Origin of the sequence: Candidatus Poriferisodalis sp. (genome assembly GCF_965208555.1) — a bacterium.
Taxonomy (GTDB): domain Bacteria; phylum Actinomycetota; class Acidimicrobiia; order Acidimicrobiales; family Poriferisodalaceae; genus Poriferisodalis.
Genome location: NZ_OZ242342.1, coordinates 1,220,514 through 1,235,854, shown reverse-complemented (window position 1 = coordinate 1,235,854; position 15,341 = coordinate 1,220,514). Strand labels below are relative to the sequence as shown.

At 67.6% G+C, this 15,341-nt stretch carries 15 protein-coding genes; 11 read left to right on the top strand and 4 right to left on the bottom strand.

The features are described from left to right. Positions 1-78: 78 nt before the first annotated feature. The 5 genes from ACOGXE_RS05735 (at position 79) to ACOGXE_RS05715 (ending at position 5,599) form a co-directional block, all read left to right on the top strand. On the top strand, positions 79-1,656 hold the full coding sequence (locus ACOGXE_RS05735) for an FMN-binding glutamate synthase family protein (protein ID WP_419932990.1): 1,578 nt from the start codon (positions 79-81) through the stop codon (positions 1,654-1,656). A gap of 36 nt (positions 1,657-1,692) precedes the next feature. Continuing rightward, the gene (locus ACOGXE_RS05730; RefSeq protein ID WP_419932989.1) at positions 1,693-2,544 is read left to right on the top strand and encodes a phytanoyl-CoA dioxygenase family protein; all 852 of its coding nucleotides are present in this window, start codon (positions 1,693-1,695) and stop codon (positions 2,542-2,544) included. Positions 2,545-2,605: 61 nt separating this feature from the next. Next, positions 2,606-3,190 (top strand): DUF4389 domain-containing protein, encoded by a 585-nt coding sequence (locus ACOGXE_RS05725; protein ID WP_419932988.1) that lies wholly within the window; start codon positions 2,606-2,608, stop codon positions 3,188-3,190. Positions 3,191-3,256: 66 nt separating this feature from the next. After that, positions 3,257-3,841: a DUF4389 domain-containing protein gene (locus tag ACOGXE_RS05720; RefSeq protein WP_419932987.1), complete on the top strand. Its 585-nt coding sequence runs from the start codon at positions 3,257-3,259 to the stop codon at positions 3,839-3,841. A gap of 84 nt (positions 3,842-3,925) precedes the next feature. Beyond that, positions 3,926-5,599, top strand: coding sequence for a thiamine pyrophosphate-binding protein (locus tag ACOGXE_RS05715; protein ID WP_419932986.1), 1,674 nt, complete (start codon positions 3,926-3,928; stop codon positions 5,597-5,599). A gap of 15 nt (positions 5,600-5,614) precedes the next feature. Here ACOGXE_RS05715 and ACOGXE_RS05710 read toward each other — a convergent pair whose 3' ends face one another. From ACOGXE_RS05710 to ACOGXE_RS05695, 4 genes are all read right to left on the bottom strand, one after another. Further along, positions 5,615-6,781: an acyl-CoA dehydrogenase family protein gene (locus ACOGXE_RS05710; RefSeq protein ID WP_419932985.1), complete on the bottom strand. Its 1,167-nt coding sequence runs from the start codon at positions 6,779-6,781 to the stop codon at positions 5,615-5,617. After that, entirely contained in the window at positions 6,778-7,908 is a 1,131-nt protein-coding gene (locus ACOGXE_RS05705; protein ID WP_419932984.1) for an Ldh family oxidoreductase, read from the bottom strand. Before ACOGXE_RS05705 ends, ACOGXE_RS05710 begins: the two co-directional genes overlap by 4 nt. A 66-nt stretch (positions 7,909-7,974) precedes the next feature. Next, positions 7,975-9,030, bottom strand: a complete 1,056-nt coding sequence (locus tag ACOGXE_RS05700) for an isocitrate/isopropylmalate dehydrogenase family protein (protein WP_419932983.1) — start codon at positions 9,028-9,030, stop codon at positions 7,975-7,977. Between the two features lie 48 nt (positions 9,031-9,078). Continuing rightward, positions 9,079-9,597 (bottom strand): DUF2269 family protein, encoded by a 519-nt coding sequence (locus ACOGXE_RS05695; protein ID WP_419932982.1) that lies wholly within the window; start codon positions 9,595-9,597, stop codon positions 9,079-9,081. Positions 9,598-9,723: 126 nt separating this feature from the next. On the opposite strand from ACOGXE_RS05695, the gene ACOGXE_RS05690 reads away from it, so the two are divergent. Genes ACOGXE_RS05690 through ACOGXE_RS05665 form a run of 6 tightly spaced genes read left to right on the top strand, consistent with a single transcriptional unit; the run spans position 9,724 to position 15,333 of the window. Continuing rightward, positions 9,724-9,966 carry a hypothetical protein gene (locus ACOGXE_RS05690; protein WP_419932981.1) on the top strand — a complete coding sequence of 81 codons (243 nt, stop codon included), beginning with the start codon at positions 9,724-9,726 and terminating at the stop codon, positions 9,964-9,966. Positions 9,967-9,981: 15 nt separating this feature from the next. Beyond that, the gene (locus ACOGXE_RS05685; protein ID WP_419932980.1) at positions 9,982-10,854 is read left to right on the top strand and encodes an FAD binding domain-containing protein; all 873 of its coding nucleotides are present in this window, start codon (positions 9,982-9,984) and stop codon (positions 10,852-10,854) included. Between the two features lies 1 nt (position 10,855). After that, entirely contained in the window at positions 10,856-11,410 is a 555-nt protein-coding gene (locus tag ACOGXE_RS05680) for a (2Fe-2S)-binding protein (RefSeq protein WP_419932979.1), read from the top strand. 1 nt (position 11,411) lies between these two features. Then, positions 11,412-13,790, top strand: coding sequence for an aerobic carbon-monoxide dehydrogenase large subunit (locus tag ACOGXE_RS05675; RefSeq protein ID WP_419932978.1), 2,379 nt, complete (start codon positions 11,412-11,414; stop codon positions 13,788-13,790). Then, positions 13,790-14,749, top strand: a complete 960-nt coding sequence (locus ACOGXE_RS05670; RefSeq protein WP_419932977.1) for an XdhC family protein — start codon at positions 13,790-13,792, stop codon at positions 14,747-14,749. Before ACOGXE_RS05675 ends, ACOGXE_RS05670 begins: the two co-directional genes overlap by 1 nt. Then, entirely contained in the window at positions 14,749-15,333 is a 585-nt protein-coding gene (locus ACOGXE_RS05665) for an SRPBCC family protein (RefSeq protein WP_419932976.1), read from the top strand. The genes ACOGXE_RS05670 and ACOGXE_RS05665 overlap by 1 nt, the downstream gene beginning before the upstream one ends. Positions 15,334-15,341: the final 8 nt, after the last annotated feature.

The window sequence follows — 15,341 nt, the reverse complement described above, 5'->3', positions numbered from 1 at the left end:
TCTGAGCGACCGTGCCCCAGGACGTCCCAGAGGTGCTGCGGCTACGGCGCCAGTTGGGCCCGCGGTAGGTTCGAGATCGTGCCGTGGTGGCTGTGGGGGCTGATCATCGTCGGGGTGTTGCTGCTGCTCGTGTTCATCCACGACAGCGTCCAGAAGCGCCACTCGATTCTGCGCACCTACCCGGTCATCGGTCATCTGCGTTTCCTGTTGGAGAAGATCGGCCCGGAGCTGCGGCAGTACATCGTCGCCCACAACGAGGAAGAGCGGCCCTTCAACCGGGACGAGCGGCGCTGGGTGTATTCCACCGCCAAGCAGCAGAACACCTACTTCGGCTTCGGCACCGACGACGAGATCGACAAGCCCGGCCACATCACGTTCCGCCACAGCCCGTTCCCGCTCGGCCGGACGGTGCCAGACGATGCGCCTCTGGCGTGCGGCAAGATCATGGGCGCCTGGCGAGAGCGCGAGAAGGCCTTCCGACCGGCGTCGATCGTGAACGTGTCGGCCATGAGCTTCGGGTCGTTGTCGGGAACGGCAATCGAGGCGCTCAACCGCGGCGCGAAGCTGGCCGGCTGCATGCACAACACCGGCGAGGGCGGTGTCTCGAAGTACCACCGCAGCGGCGGCGACCTGGTGTTTCAGATGGGGACGGGCTACTTCGGGTGCCGGAATCCCGACGGCACGTTCTCGATGGATCGCCTGCTGGAAACCGTCGACGGGGCGCCGGTGCGATCCATCGAGGTGAAGCTGTCCCAAGGGGCGAAGCCCGGTGTTGGCGGTCTGCTGCCCGGGGCAAAGGTGAGCCCTGAGATCGCCGAGGCACGTGGCGTGCCGGTCGGCAAGGACGTGGTGAGCCCCAGCCGTCACTCGGCGTTCGGCAGTGTGGCTGAGCTGGTGGACTTCGTGGAAGAGGTGGCCGGGGCAACCGGTCTGCCCGTGGGCATCAAGTCGGCCGTCGGCCAGGAAGCGTTCTGGACCGAGCTGGCACAGCACATGGCCGAAACCCGCCGGGGACCCGACTTCGTCACCGTCGACGGTGCCGAGGGAGGAACCGGCGCGGGACCGCTGGTGTTCACCGACCACGTCGCGCTGCCGTTCTGGCGGGCCTTCGGCATCGTGCACCGAGCGTTCGGCGAGGCCGGGCTCACCGACCAGATCGTGATGATCGGCTCGGCCAAGCTGGGCTTTCCCGCGCCCGCGGCACTGGCCTTCAACATCGGCGTCGACATGATCGGCGTGGCTCGCGAGCCGATGATGGCAATCGGCTGCATCCAGGCGCAGCGCTGCCACACCGATCACTGCCCGACGGGCGTGGCGACCCAGAACAAGTGGCTCTCTCGCGGTCTCGACCCCACGCTCAAGAGCGTGCGGCTGGCGAACTACGTCATCGGGCTGCGTAAGGAGCTCTTCCGGCTGGCTGATGCCTGCGGCGTGGAGCATCCGGGTCTCATCGGGGGCGACAACGTCAACGTGGTCAGCCCCTTTGGCGACCTGATCCCCGCGCACCACGCCTTCGGCGTCATGCAGGAGCGCACCCACAGCCCAGCCCGCATCGCCGGTCTGCTGGAGGCGGTGAGTGCCCGTTCGGCTGAAGACGCGCAAACCGACGCTGAAGCGCTGGCAGACTCACTCGCATCGAATTCGTCTGCGGCGTAGCGGACCCGAGCCCGGATACCACGTCGAGGAGGAGACATGAGTCGCCCTTATGGCCACCCGATCCAGGCCAGCTCTCGGGCCGGCGAACGCATCACCGACGAACACAAGGCGGTGTTCGCGGCCGATGGCGTGGTGAAGGTGACGCATGCGGTGTCGGCCGCTTGGATCGATCGGGTGCTGGGCGTGGCCGACGAGCAGCTGCGCGAGCCCGGCAAGTGGGTGTCGGACACGAACCCGGGTGCTTCGGAGAACCGGCTGTTCACCAGCCGCTACCGCTGGGAGATCGACCCGGTCATCGGCGACTTCGTCTTCAACTCCGGCATGGCGCAGATGGCTGCGGCGCTGATGGGGTCGGCCACTGCCCGCCTCTACTTCGATCACCTGCTCATCAAAGAGCCGCGTACCGCCAACCCGACGCCGTGGCACCAGGACATTCCCTATTGGCCGTTCCTCGGCAAGCAGATCTGCTCGGCATGGGTGGCCATGACGCCGGTGACCGTGGCGGAGAGCTCGCTCGAGTTCGTGCGCGGTTCGCACAGCTGGGACGCCTACTACGCGCCGGAGTCCTTCGACGGCAAGAAAGGCTTCATGGCCGACTTCGAGGGCGAGAAGATGCCCGACGTCGAGGCCGACCGGGCCGCCTACGACATCGTGGGTTTTGACGTCGAACCGGGCGATGCGCTGTTCTTCTCGTCGTGGATCATCCACGGTTCGCCTGGCAATGCCGGCGATCACCGGCGGGTGGCGCTGTCCACCCGCTGGCTGGGGGATGATGCGGTGTGGTACCCCCATCCCGGTTGCGATCCCATCGTGTGCGACGACGACACCACCTCAGTTCCCGGCGAATACCCCGCCGACGACCACAAGTTCCCGCTCGTCGCCGCGTAGCGCAGCGGTCGCCCTCCGGATGAGTCCCGGGCGACGGTCGGGGCGCGAGTAGTTTTCAGGTATGGACTACCCAGTTTCCGTTTCCGTCGACGCCCCGGACCGCGTTGCGAACTGGCGACCGCTCGTTCACTGGATCTTGCTGATCCCGCACTTCGTGATCTTGGCTGTATTCCACGTGGTGGCGTGGCTGCTCGCGATCTTGACCATGCTCGCGGTTCTCATCACCGGCAAGCTTCCGGCAGGTATCGCGAACTTCCAGACGATGTACATCCGCTATTACCCGCGCGTGCTGTCGTACGTGCACATCATCCATCACCAGTACCCGCCGTTTGAGTTCTCTTCCTCGGCAGAGGATCCGGGCGGTTCGCCGGTGGCGGTGAATGTCGAAGTGGCGCCGGGGAACCGCAATCGTCTGGCAGCGCTGTTCCGTCCGATATACGGGCTGCCGCAGATCGTTTTCGTCACCGTCTACTCCTATCTCGTTGTCGTGGTGGTGACGATCGCCTACTTCATCATCCTGTTCACCGGCCGCTGGCCTGCGAGCATGCGCAACTTCGTGACCGGGTTCTACCGGGCCCATGCGCGCTACTTGGCCTTCATCTACATGCTCACCGACAAGTACCCACCGCTCAGCACCGCCGCATAGGGCCAGTTCCCGCCCGCCTCTGGGCGATGCCCCGACCATTCCGAGCCTCCAAGTAGGTTCGGCGGCATGGCTTACCCGGCTTCTGTCACCGTCGAATCACCGGAGCGGATCGCCAACTGGCGACCCTTGGTGCACTGGCTGCTGCTGATCCCGCATCTCATCCTGTTCGAGATCCTGCAGCACATTGCCTGGCTGCTCAACCTGTTCGGGTGGCTCGCCATCGTGTTCACCGGCAAGCTGCCCAAAGGCTTGGCGGACTTCCAGTCCATGTACCTCCGCTACAGCATCCGGTTGTACGCCTACTTCGACTTCCTGCACGAGCGGTACCCACCGTTCGAGTTCGACATGTCGGCGCCCGAGCCCGGCGACACTCCAGTCGTTGTGGACATCGAGCCTCAGCTCACCGACCGCAACCGGCTCACGGTGCTGTTTCGTCTGATCCTGGTGATCCCGGCCTTGGTGTTCACCGCGATCACCGGTCTCATCACTGCGGTTCTGGTCGTGCTCGGCTTCTTTGCTGTGCTGTTCACCGGCCGCTGGCCCGAGGGCATGCGCGGGTGGGTCGTCTCGTGGTTCGGGGTGAACCTGCGCATGAACGCCTACCTGCATCTGCTGACGGACCAGTACCCGCCGTTCAGCCTCGACGCCTGAACCGCCGGCGGCGACAGCGGGCGGTCGGCGGTGCCGCAGGGCTACCGTGCGGGCGATGAGCGAGGCCCGAGGTGAGTGACTGCCATGAGTGAGATGACCGGCGGCGAGGCCGTCGCGGCGACGCTGGCGCGCCTGGGCGTGCGGCACGTGTTCGGCATCGTCAGCGTTCACAACCTGCCGATCTACGAGGCGCTGTCGGTGCGCGATGACATCGAGGTGGTCAAGGTCCGTCACGAGCAGGCCGCGGCGCACGCCGCAGACGCCTACTACCGCGCAACCGGAGAGATGGGTGTGCTGCTCACGTCGACCGGCCCGGGCGCCGCCAACGCCGTGCCCGGCATCTACGAGGCCGCCTTCACGAGTTCGGCCGTGCTGATGGTGACTGGCCAGACCGAGTCACGCTTCTATGGCAAGGGGAAGGGCTTCCTGCACGAGAACGAAGGGCAGGTCGAGATGCTGCGGTCGGTGTGCCGCAGCGTGGCGTCGGTACGGCATCCCAGCGAGATCTCGGCTGAGATCGCCCGAGTCGCCGACGACGTTCGCACGGGCCGGCCCCAGCCCGGCGCAGTCGAGATCCCGATCGACTTCCAGTACGCACGCGTCGGCGACGCGCCGATCGCCGGGTCTGCCGAGGTGCCCCGGCTGCGACCTGATGCCGCGCTGCTCGACGATGCAGCCGAGCGTCTGGCGGCAGCGCAGCGGCCGCTCATCTGGGCCGGAGGCGGTGTAGTCATTGCTGACGCCTCAGCCGAGCTCACCGCACTGGCGGAACGGCTCGGCGCCCCCGTCGTGACCACCATCGAGGGCCGCAGTGCCCTGAGCGAGCTGCACCCGTTGTCGCTGGGCTTCCGCTCGGACCGTCCCCAGATGGCTGACGTTTTCGCCGAGGCGGACCTGCTGCTGGCCGTGGGCACCCGGTTCCAGAACTACGCAACCCGGGTGTGGGCGTTGGGCCTGCCCGACGAGCTGATACACCTCGACGCCGATCCTGGCGTGATCGGTCTCAACTACCCGGCGTCGCTGGCCGTCGTGGGCGACGCCAAGCTCAGCCTGGCCGGACTGCTCGAACGGCTGGGTGACGGAGCGCCCACCATCGACGACGGCTACGTGGAGCGAGCTCGCAAGCATCGCTCGTCGGACATGGAGGCGATGCGGGACGAGATCGGACCAGACCACGCGGCGATCTGCGATGCGATCCGCCAGATGCTGCCCGATGAGGCCCGCATCGTGCGTGACACCACGGTCCCTGGCTACATGTGGGGAAACCGCCTGCTGCCGATCGTGGCGCCGCGCACATCGATCCGGGCGGCCAATGCCGCTATCGGCCCCGGCGTGCCGATGGCTGTTGGCGCAGCGCTGGCCACCGGCCAGCCGACCGTGGTGATCCAGGGCGATGGCGGCTTGATGCTGTCGGTGGGAGAGATCTCGACGCTCGCCGAGCATGGCCTTCCAGTCATCGTGTGCGTGTTCAACGACGGCGGCTATGGCGTGCTGCGCATCATCCAGGACGCGCTGTGGGACGAACACCACGGCACCGAGATCGGCGGCATCGATTTCGTCGGCGTGGCCGAGGCCATGGGTGTGCCCGCCAAGCGGGTCAGCAGCGTCGTCGAGTTCGAAGCAGCGTTCGGCGAGGCGGTGGTCCGAGCCAGCGGCGAATCCGGCCCGGTCGGGCCGTCGCTGATCGATATCGATCTCACTGCGCTGATCCCGATCACGTTCCCGCTCCCCGCCCACCAGCGCCGCCGCGAGGACTGAGCGGGATCGAATCGGCTAGAGGCCGGAGGTGTCGGCTTCGGGGTCGAAGTAGGTGCGGCCTGCCAGTTCCATGACCGGCATGGCCACCATGAAGTGGGCCGAAGCAGTCTGGGCATCGCGCAGATGGCGCTGCAGCGGGGATGCTTCGAACACAGCGGTGCCGCCGACGGCGGCGTTCATGGACTGGGCAACACCCAGACTTGTCTGCATCGCATGAGTCGTCGCGGTGCGCAGATCACGCCGCAGTTCCAGATCGGACAAGCCGTGCTGCGCCCGTGCCCACGCAGCATCAATCGACGAATACAGCAGATTCCGCGCAGCGCGCACCTCGGTGTCTGCCACCGCCACAGCCGAGTGCAGCGACGGCCGTTGGCCCAGCGTGCGCCGCGAGCCCTGCGGCACTTTCGACTTGGCGACATCGATCACCTCGTCGACGCACGCCCGGGCCATCCCCAGCGCGATTGCGCCGATCGGCAGCGCCAGCAGGCCGAACAGCGGCATGCGGTACAGCGGTTCAGCGGCGTATGGGGATTTCAGAATGGTGCGCTCATGGGCGATGCGAGTGGCGGGGAGCCAGACGTCATGGGCCTCGAACGTGCTCGAACCCGAGCCGCGCAGCCCGCTCGTGTACCAGTCGTCGTGCAACTCGATGTCGTCGGGCCGGAAGAACGCCCGGCCCAGCGCCGGCTGGGGGCCGTCGCCGCTGTCGATCTGCACGCCCCCCGAGATCCATTCCGAGTTGTGGGAGCCCGATGCCCACGCCCAACGGCCCTGCACCCGGTAGCCGTCGGCACCGTCGGGCCCCGCTGCGGCGGTCGCCGTCCCTGAATGGGCGAACACACCGGCGGTGATGACATCGGGGTTCTCCAGGATCTCTGCGAGCTGGGTCGCCTCGAGGGCGGCGAACATGATCTGTGAGGTCGATCCGATGAACGTGCACCACGCTGCCGAGGCGTTGCCCATCGCCAGCACCTCGCTGATGTTGGCCACGACCGCGGGCGACAGGCCCATCCCGCCGAGTGCCGGCGGGACCAGCGTGCGGTAGAAGCCATCGGCAGCCAGTGCATCGGCCAGATCCTGCGGCAGCTGCCGCAGCGAGTCGATCTCGGCGCTGCGTTCCCGCAACGTCGGACCCCACTCAGCGGCGAGCGCCAGCATCTTGTCGCTCGTGACGCCGCTCATGACGCTGCCGCCGGTGTGCAGTCGAACGGCACGCCCAGCTCGTCGCCGACTCGGCCCAGCGAGCGCACCACCGACGCGGGATAGCTGACCGTGCCGGCAGCACTGCGCCGGTCCATCTCGAGTTGCTCCAGCTCGCCCGGCAGGTACACGGTCTGGCCAGGCAGCACGTCCTCTTCGCCTGCAGCCCGGATCTGGGCGACCATGTCCTCGATGTCGTCGTAGTAGCCGTCACGGTCGCGGAACACGCCCGGGTCCATCAGCAGGAAGAACTGCCCTCGTCGCCCGACGGCCACGTCGCCGGTATGGGCTGATCCGGCCAGGATCCCCGCGGCGATATTCGACGCAGTGATCATGCCGATGCCCTTGTAACCGCCGATCGCCGGCACGATGCCGCGCATCGCCACATCGGGATCGACCGTGGGGTTGCCGTCCCGGTCCAGAAAGCCCCACTCCATCGGGATCTCCGCGCCCTCCGAGCGAGCCCGCAGCACCTTGCCCAGCGCCACGGGCGTGATCGCCATGTCCAGCACGATGGGCGGCTGGTCGCGGCGGGGGAACGTCCACACGATCGGGTTGTTGCCGAACAGCTTGCGACGGCTGCCGAAGGGCGCCAGGTTGGGCACCGACGTCGTGGTGCCGTAGCAGACGAAGCCGGCCTCGGCCGCATGGTACGGATAGTTGGCCCCGCATCCCCAGTCGTTGGAGTTGCGGATGACCCCCACAACGAGCCCGCTCGCTTTGGCCGCTTCGATGAGCTGCTCCATGAAGCGGGTGATCACCAGCTGACCGAGACCATGATGCCCGTCGGCCACCAAAACCGACGGTGTGCGGGTGACGATCTCGCATTGGGCAGCCGGGTCGGTGGTGCCGTCACGGAACCAGTTGACGTACCAGCTGATCCGCTGGAAGCCGTGCGTGTCGACACCGCGCCGGTCCGACCAGAGCTGGTTGTCGACCACGGTTGCTGCATCGTCGGCAGCCATGCCAGCGGCCACGTATGCAGCGATGCCCCACGGCCGAAGCTCGTCGAGGCGGAACGACACGGGGGCCCTGTCGTCGCCGTCCGCAGGCCGGTCGTCGGGAATGCCTCGTGGCAGCGTCTGGTCGTTCGCGCTCGTCTCGCTCATGTCAGATCGCAGCCTCCGCGGTGTCCCTCCGGTCGCAGTGTCTAGCGGCAGCGGGTTGCACCCGCGCTACAGCGCGTCGATGACGGCGGTGGCGAAGTCGTCCGTACCTGCGGTGCCGCCTTGATCCGGCGTCAACCGCTCACCTGCTTCGTACACCGAGGCCAGCGCCCGGTCCAGCCGGTCCGCCGGTGCCTCGAGCTCGAGATGGCGCAGCATCATCTCGGCTGACTCCAGCGTGGCCGTCGGGTTGATGATGCCCTGTCCGGCAATGTCCGGGGCGGTGCCGTGCGCCGATTCGAAGTACGCCCAGTCGTCGCCGTAGCAACCCGACGGTGCCAGGCCCATGCCCCCGATCGTGCCGGCGCCCTGGTCGGACAGGATGTCGCCGTACAGGTTGGGCAGCAGCAGCACATCGAGATCGTGCGGCCGCACCACCAGCCGGTGGGCCATGTCGTCGATGATGAACTGCTCGTACTCCAGTCCCGGGTACTCCTGCGCCACCTCGCGGGCGATGTCGCAGAACCACCTGTCAGTCGCCGGGAGCATGTTCGTCTTGGCCGAGACCGTCAGCTTGCCGCCGCGGCTCAGCGCCAGCTCGGCGGCGAAGCGGGTGACCTGCTCGGTGCCGGGTCGGGTGATGATCTTCGCCGCGAAGCGCCCGTTGGCGGCATCGGGCGGGACTCGGGAACGGCCCTCGGTCAGCCCCGCGTCCAGCAACCGCTGCGCGGGGCCCATGACGCCGACGTACATGTCCTCGAGGTTCTCGCGGACGATCACGTAGTCGATTCCCTCGGGTCGGGCCAGCGGCGAGGCATAGCCCGGCCGCCAGCGCACCGGTCGCACGTTGGCGTACGTGCGCTTGCCCCAGCGCATGAAGCCGGCCCCTGGGGTGGTGCCGTTCGACGAGCCGAAGAGCACCGTGTCAGCAGCATCGATGTGCTCGCCGACCAGCGCTTCGCGCTCGTCGAGCGTGAGCGTTGCCAGATCGTCGCCCACCGGCACATGGTCCCAGTCGATGGGCAGGTCCAACGCATCCAGGACACGCAGCGAGGCAGCCATCGCTTCGGGCGCGGCGTCGTCGCCGGGGATCACGCACACCCGGTGGCGCCGTTGGTCGATCATGCGCGCCGACGCTACGCGGCAGGGCCGGCAGCCGCGCTGCTGTTGCCACTACCAGCTGGGCTTGGTGACCATCACCACGATCGCGGCAACGATGACCAGGTTGCTCACCGCACTCCACAGCTCTGCCCGCCGTCGCAGCCGCTCAGCGTCACCCGCTGGTTCGGGGCTGCCGGGCTGGGCTGCGGCTTCCAGAGAAGCAGCGAGCTTGGCGCCCGTCGGACGCAAGGCGCCGTGCGCAATCGCCAACCAGGCGAAGTACAGGACAAACGCAATCGTCACCCAGTCCTGCCGGAAATTCCAGGGCCCGACGAGCACGGCGACGACGCCGGCGATGCCGGCGAGGTAGGCAGCCACGTCGACGAGACGGTTGGAGGCGAATTCAAACGAACGCCGGACGGCCGCCGCTGCGTCCGGTCCGTCGGCCCAGGCACGTCGCAGCATGACGGTGCCCACGGCGCTGCCGCCGAAGCCCACCACGGCGCCGGCCAGATGCACCACCAGCACCGCCTGATACCAACCCGAATCCACCCCCAGACCGAGAAGCGAACCGCTGAAGCCCAATGCCATGCCCGCGAGTATCGCGGTCCGGGGCACAGATGCCATATCGGGTGCAGTTCGAAGCGCCCGGACGGGCAGTGGTAAGTTCGCTGTGCCGCAGAGACACGGCCGGATCTCCAAGGGGAAGGGGAATCCATGCCGATCGAGTCATCAGGCCACAGCCCAGGCAACCCGAGGCTGTACGAGGTCATCGAGGGTGCGCCCAAGGAGGGTGCCAGCCCGACGATCTGGGCATGGCCGCAGATCATCGACTATCTGAAGGTCGCCGGTCAGCCAGTTCAGGGGCCGTGGCCGCCACACCAGGAACGCCGTCCCGATCCAGATGCCGAAGGCATGCCGAGGGCGGTCCCCGACCCCGGCGGCCCGGGCGCGCCCTAGCCGAGGAGCGGTCGCATGTACCCATCTCGATTCCGCTACGAGGCGCCCTCGACCGTCGCTGAGGCAGTTGCGCTGCTGGCCGCGAACGGCGACGCCAAGATCCTGGCGGGAGGCCAGAGCCTCATCCCCATGATGAAGCTGCGGTTCGCTGCGCCGGCGATGCTGGTGGACATCAACGGCATCGCCGGCCTCAACTATCACCGCCCCGACGGCGACGGCACGTACCGGATCGGGGCGCTGTGCCGTCACGCTGATCTCGAGAAGTCGGCAACGCTCGCCGACCACCAGCCCACCATTGCGGCTGCAGCTCCTGTCGTGGCCGATCCGCTCGTACGCACGCGGGGCACGCTCGTCGGCTCGCTGTGTCACGCCGACCCCCAGGGCGACTGGGCTTCGGTGATGGTTTCGCTGGGCGGATCCGTCGTTGCCGAAGGTCCGAACGGGCGAAGGTCCATCGCAGTTGACGACCTCATCGACGGTCCGTTCCAGACGGCGCTGGCCGACGACGAGATCGCCGTCGAAGCCGTGGTGCCGGCGGCGATCGGGACGAGGGCCGGCGGCTATCTCAAACTCGAGCGGCGAGTCGGCGACTTCGCCACCGTCGGCGTGGCGGTTTCCGCCGAGATGTCGGGAGACACCGTCTCCCGGGCTGGCATCGGGCTCACCGGCGTCGGACCGGCAACCATCAACGCTTCCGACGCTGCGGCCGCTCTGGTCGACACAGCGCTCGACGCAGATGCGGTCGATGCAGCAGCCCAGCTCGCCGCCGAGGCGGCGCAGCCACGCACTGACCACCGGGGGAGCGCCGACTACAAGCGCCACGTCGTTGCCACCTTCGTGCGGCGCATCGGAGCACAGATCCAGCGAGCCGGACACGAGGCGGCCTGACATGAGCACGTTGTTCGAAGAGGTCCCGCCGAGTTTCGGTGACGATGTTCCGGTTCGCCGGGTGGAGCTGACCGTGAACGGCGAGCAGCGAGCAGCTGATGTCGAACCGCGGCTGCTGCTGGCGCACCTGCTGCGCAACGGCTTCCGTTTGACGGGCACCCACACCGGCTGCGACACGACAAATTGCGGTGCGTGCACGGTGCTGTACGACGGCGTGCCGGTCAAGAGCTGCACGATGTTCGCCGTCCAAGCAGACGGTCACGAGGTGCTCACCGTCGAAGGTCTGGCGACGGCGAGCGAGCTGCATCCGATCCAGGAGGGCTTCAAGGACGAGCACGGCCTGCAGTGCGGCTTCTGCACGCCGGGCATGATGCTGTGCGCCAAGGCCCTGCTAGACGAGAACCCGAACCCCAGCGAGGACGAGATCCGCTGGGCGCTGTCGGGGAATCTCTGCCGCTGCACCGGCTACCAGAACATCGTCAAGGCGGTGATGTGGGCCGCCGAGAAGCTGGGCGGCGCACCTCCTGACGGCGACGAGACCGGGGAGGAGGGCTGAGATGGCGCTCGACGAGATCAAAATCGGCGGCCTCGGTGCCAGCCGGCGCCGGGTGGAGGACAACCGCTTCATCCGCGGCAAGGGCAACTACATCGACGACATTTCCCTGCCCGGCATGTTGCACATGGAGATCCTGCGCAGCCCGCTGGCCCACGCCCGCATCCGCTCCATCGACGTCAGCGCTGCCTGGGCCATTCCTGGGGTTCGCATGGTGCTCACCGGCGACATGCTGGCCGCCCGGAATCTGGCGTGGATGCCGACGCTGTCGTACGACACCCAAGCCGTCCTTGCTACCGACAAGGTCCGGTTCCAGGGTCAGGAAGTGGCCTGCGTCGTCGCCGACGACCCGTACATCGCCAAGGACGGCTGCGAGGCGATCGTGGTCGACTACGAACCGCTGCCGCCCATCGTCAACCCGACGCAGGCGCTCGCCCCCGATGCCCCGCTGATCCGCGACGACAAGACCGGTCAGGATTCCAACGTCGTCTTCGACTGGGAGGTCGGCGACCGCGAGGGCACCGATCGGGCCTTCGCTGCGGCCGATGTGGTCTCGTCCATCGAGATGCATTACCCCCGCTCGCACCCGTCGCCCATCGAGGCGTGTGGCTCGATCGCCGATTTCAACCGGGCGACCTCGAAGCTCACGGTGTACATGACCACCCAGGCACCGCACATCATCCGGGCTGCGGTGGCGCTGGTTGCCGAGCTGCCCGAGCACATGATCCGCATCGTGTCGCCCGACCTCGGCGGCGGCTTCGGGAACAAGGTACCGGTGTATCCGGGCTACGTCGTGTCGATCTTGGCGTCGATTCTGCTGGAGTGCCCGGTCAAGTGGATCGAGGACAAGAGCGGAAACCTCATCTCGACGGGCTTCGGCCGTGACATCTACCTCAAGGGCGAGATGGCGCTGCGAAACGACGGCCGCATCCTCGGCGTGCGGATGCACACCGACTCCGACCACGGTGCCTTCTTCTCCGACGCCCAGCCGAGCAAGTTCAAGATCGGCCTGATGCACTCGGCCTTCAGTTGCTACGACATCGGGGCCGCCCACCTCACCGCTCAGGGCGTCTACACCAACAAGGCTCCGGGCGGCGTCGCCTACCGGTGCTCGTTCCGCGTCACCGAGGCCATGTACTTCCAGGAGCGCATGGTGCAGGCCGCCGCCAGCGACCTCGGCATGGACCAGGCCGAGTTCCGCCGGATCAACCTGGTGCGCGACGACGACTTCCCGCACCGCACGCCGTGGGGATTCCTGACCGACTCCGGCCAGTACGCCAAGTGCCTCGACCTCGGACTCGAGGCGATCGGCTATGAGGACTTCTTGCGCCAGAAGGAAGAAGCCCGACAGCGCGGCCGGCTGCTGGGCATCGGCATCTCGACCATGACCGAGCCCCTCGGGGCAGGCAACAGCCGCGAGTACGACATCTTGGGCATCAAGATGTTCGACTCCGCCGAGCTGAAGGTCCACATGACCGGCAAGGCGCTGCTGCGGACGGGCGCCAAGACCCAGGGCCAGGGCCATGAGACCACGTGGGCGCAGATCGTGGCCCACGAGCTGGGCATCCCCGCCGAGGACGTCCTGGTCGAAGAGGGCGACACCGACACGGCCCCGTTCGGCATGGGCACCTATGCGTCGCGCAGCACGCCCGTGGCCGGGGCGGCGGTGGCCATGGTGTCGCGCAAGATCCGCGCCAAGGCTCGCCAGATCGCCGCGCACCTGCTCGAGGTGTCCGAAGAGGACATCGAGTGGGAGCTCGGCAGGTTCTCCGTGCGCGGTGCACCCGACCGGGGCGTGACCATCCAGGAATGCGCGATTGCCGCGTACAGCAACATGCCCGACGGCATGGAGCCGGGTCTGGAGAACAACGCCTATTACGACCCGCCCAATCTCACCTGGCCGTTCGCCTGCTACATCGCGACGGTCGAGGTCGATCCTGAGACCGGCGTGTGGGACGTCCTGCGGGTGGTGGCTGTCGACGACTGCGGTGTGCGGATCAACCCGATGATCGTGGAGGGGCAGATCATGGGCGGGCTCACCGAGGCTTACGCCATGGCGAACATGCAGTTCATCACCTTCGACGAGGACGGCAATTGCATCGGGTCGAACTACATGGACTATCTGCTGCCGACTGCATGGGAGACGCCGGGATTCGAGCTTCATGAAGTGGTGACACCGTGCCCGCACCACCCCATCGGGGCGAAAGGCATCGGGGAGTGCGCCACCGTCGGCGGTCCCGCAGCATTCGTCAACGCGGTCATCGATGCCATCGGCGACACCGGCGTCCGCAATATCGACATGCCGCTGCTGCCCGACCGGGTCTATGAGGCCATCACCGGAGGCCATGACATCTCCGGCGCACCGCCGGTGAAGACGGAGTGATGAACAGCAGCAGTCCCGCCGGGCCCGGTATCGGGGGGCACAGGGCCGTCGAGGGCTGGGGCGTGCTCGAACGCGCCACCGAGCTTGCGCGCAGCGGGGAGGCATTCGTGCTGGCCACCGTCGTGTGGCGTGAGGGTCCCACGTCGGGGCAGCAGGGATCTCGTGCCATCTACACGGCCTCCGGCGAGATCTACGGCTGGATCGGCGGCGCGTGCGCTGAGCCGGTGTTCATCCGCGAGGCCATCGCAACGCTCGAAGCCGGCACGCCGCGCTTGCTGGCCCTGGGCGCGAGCGACCGATTCGGCGATCTCCCGCAAGGCACGGCAGCGGTGCCCATGTCGTGCCAGAGCGAAGGCGCCCTGCAGATCTACTTGGAGCCCGTCGTGGCTGTACCTCATCTGGTGATCGTCGGCAGCTCGCCGATGGCAACCACCCTGTCGGTGCTCGCAGCCCAGCTCGACTGGCGTGTCGAGCTCGTCGACCGTGCCGAGTTCAGCGAGGGGTTGCTCACGCCGCAGTCAATGGTCGTGGTCGCCACCCAGGGGCACGGAGACGAGGACGTGCTGGCCGCAGCGTTCAAGGCCGATCCCGCCTACGTGGGCTTGGTCTCGTCCGCTCGACGAGGGCGCAGCGTGCGGGCCCTGCTTGAGGCCCAAGGTGTCGAATCGACCAAGCTCGATGCGCTGCGCGCTCCTGCCGGCCTCGATCTCGGCAGCACCTCGCACAAGGAAGTAGCGGTGTCGATCCTGGCCGAGCTGGTGCAGCTGCGGGCACAGGGCACATTCGCTGCCCCGGTTACAGCGCCGGCGTCGACGACAGGGACCGCTGTCGATCCTGTCTGCGGCATGACGGTCCAGATCGATGCGGGGACTGCGTCGCTGGAAGTGGGGGACGAGGTCTTCTACTTCTGTTGTGCGGGGTGCCGGACCGCCTTCGCACGTGAGCAGGGAGTCGCCTGATGCAGATCACCAACCAGTTCGAGGTCGCTCAGCCGACCGAGGCCGTGTGGGACTTCTTCGGCAATGTGCCGCAGGTCGCGGCGTGCCTGCCCGGCGCGGAGCTGAGCACCGATCTCGGCGACGACCGCTACGGCGGCACGGTGTCCATCGGACTCGGCCCCATCAAGCTCGATTTCGACGGCAGCGCCGAGATCACCCACCGCGACCCCGACGCCCGCACCATCTCGGTCAGCGCGAGCGGCACCGATCGCAAAGGCCGGGGCCAGGCCACGCTTGCTCTCGACGCAATCCTTGCCCCAACCGCAGGGGGCACCGCCGTGGACGTCGCCATGGACCTACAGCTCTCCGGTCCGGCCGCACAGTACGGCCGAGGCTTGGTGGGTGACGTGACGACGGTGTTGCTGGGCGACTTCGCCGCCAATGTGCAGAACCGGCTTTCGGCGATCGCCGAGGGGCGCGATCCCGACGAAATCGCACAGGTACAAGCCGCCGGTGGCCTCGCCATCGGTGTGCGCGCCGCAGGCATGGGCCTCGCCCGCGTCGTGCGTCGGCTTGCCCTGCCGTACCGCCCCGAGGCCGTCTGAGGAGGCGC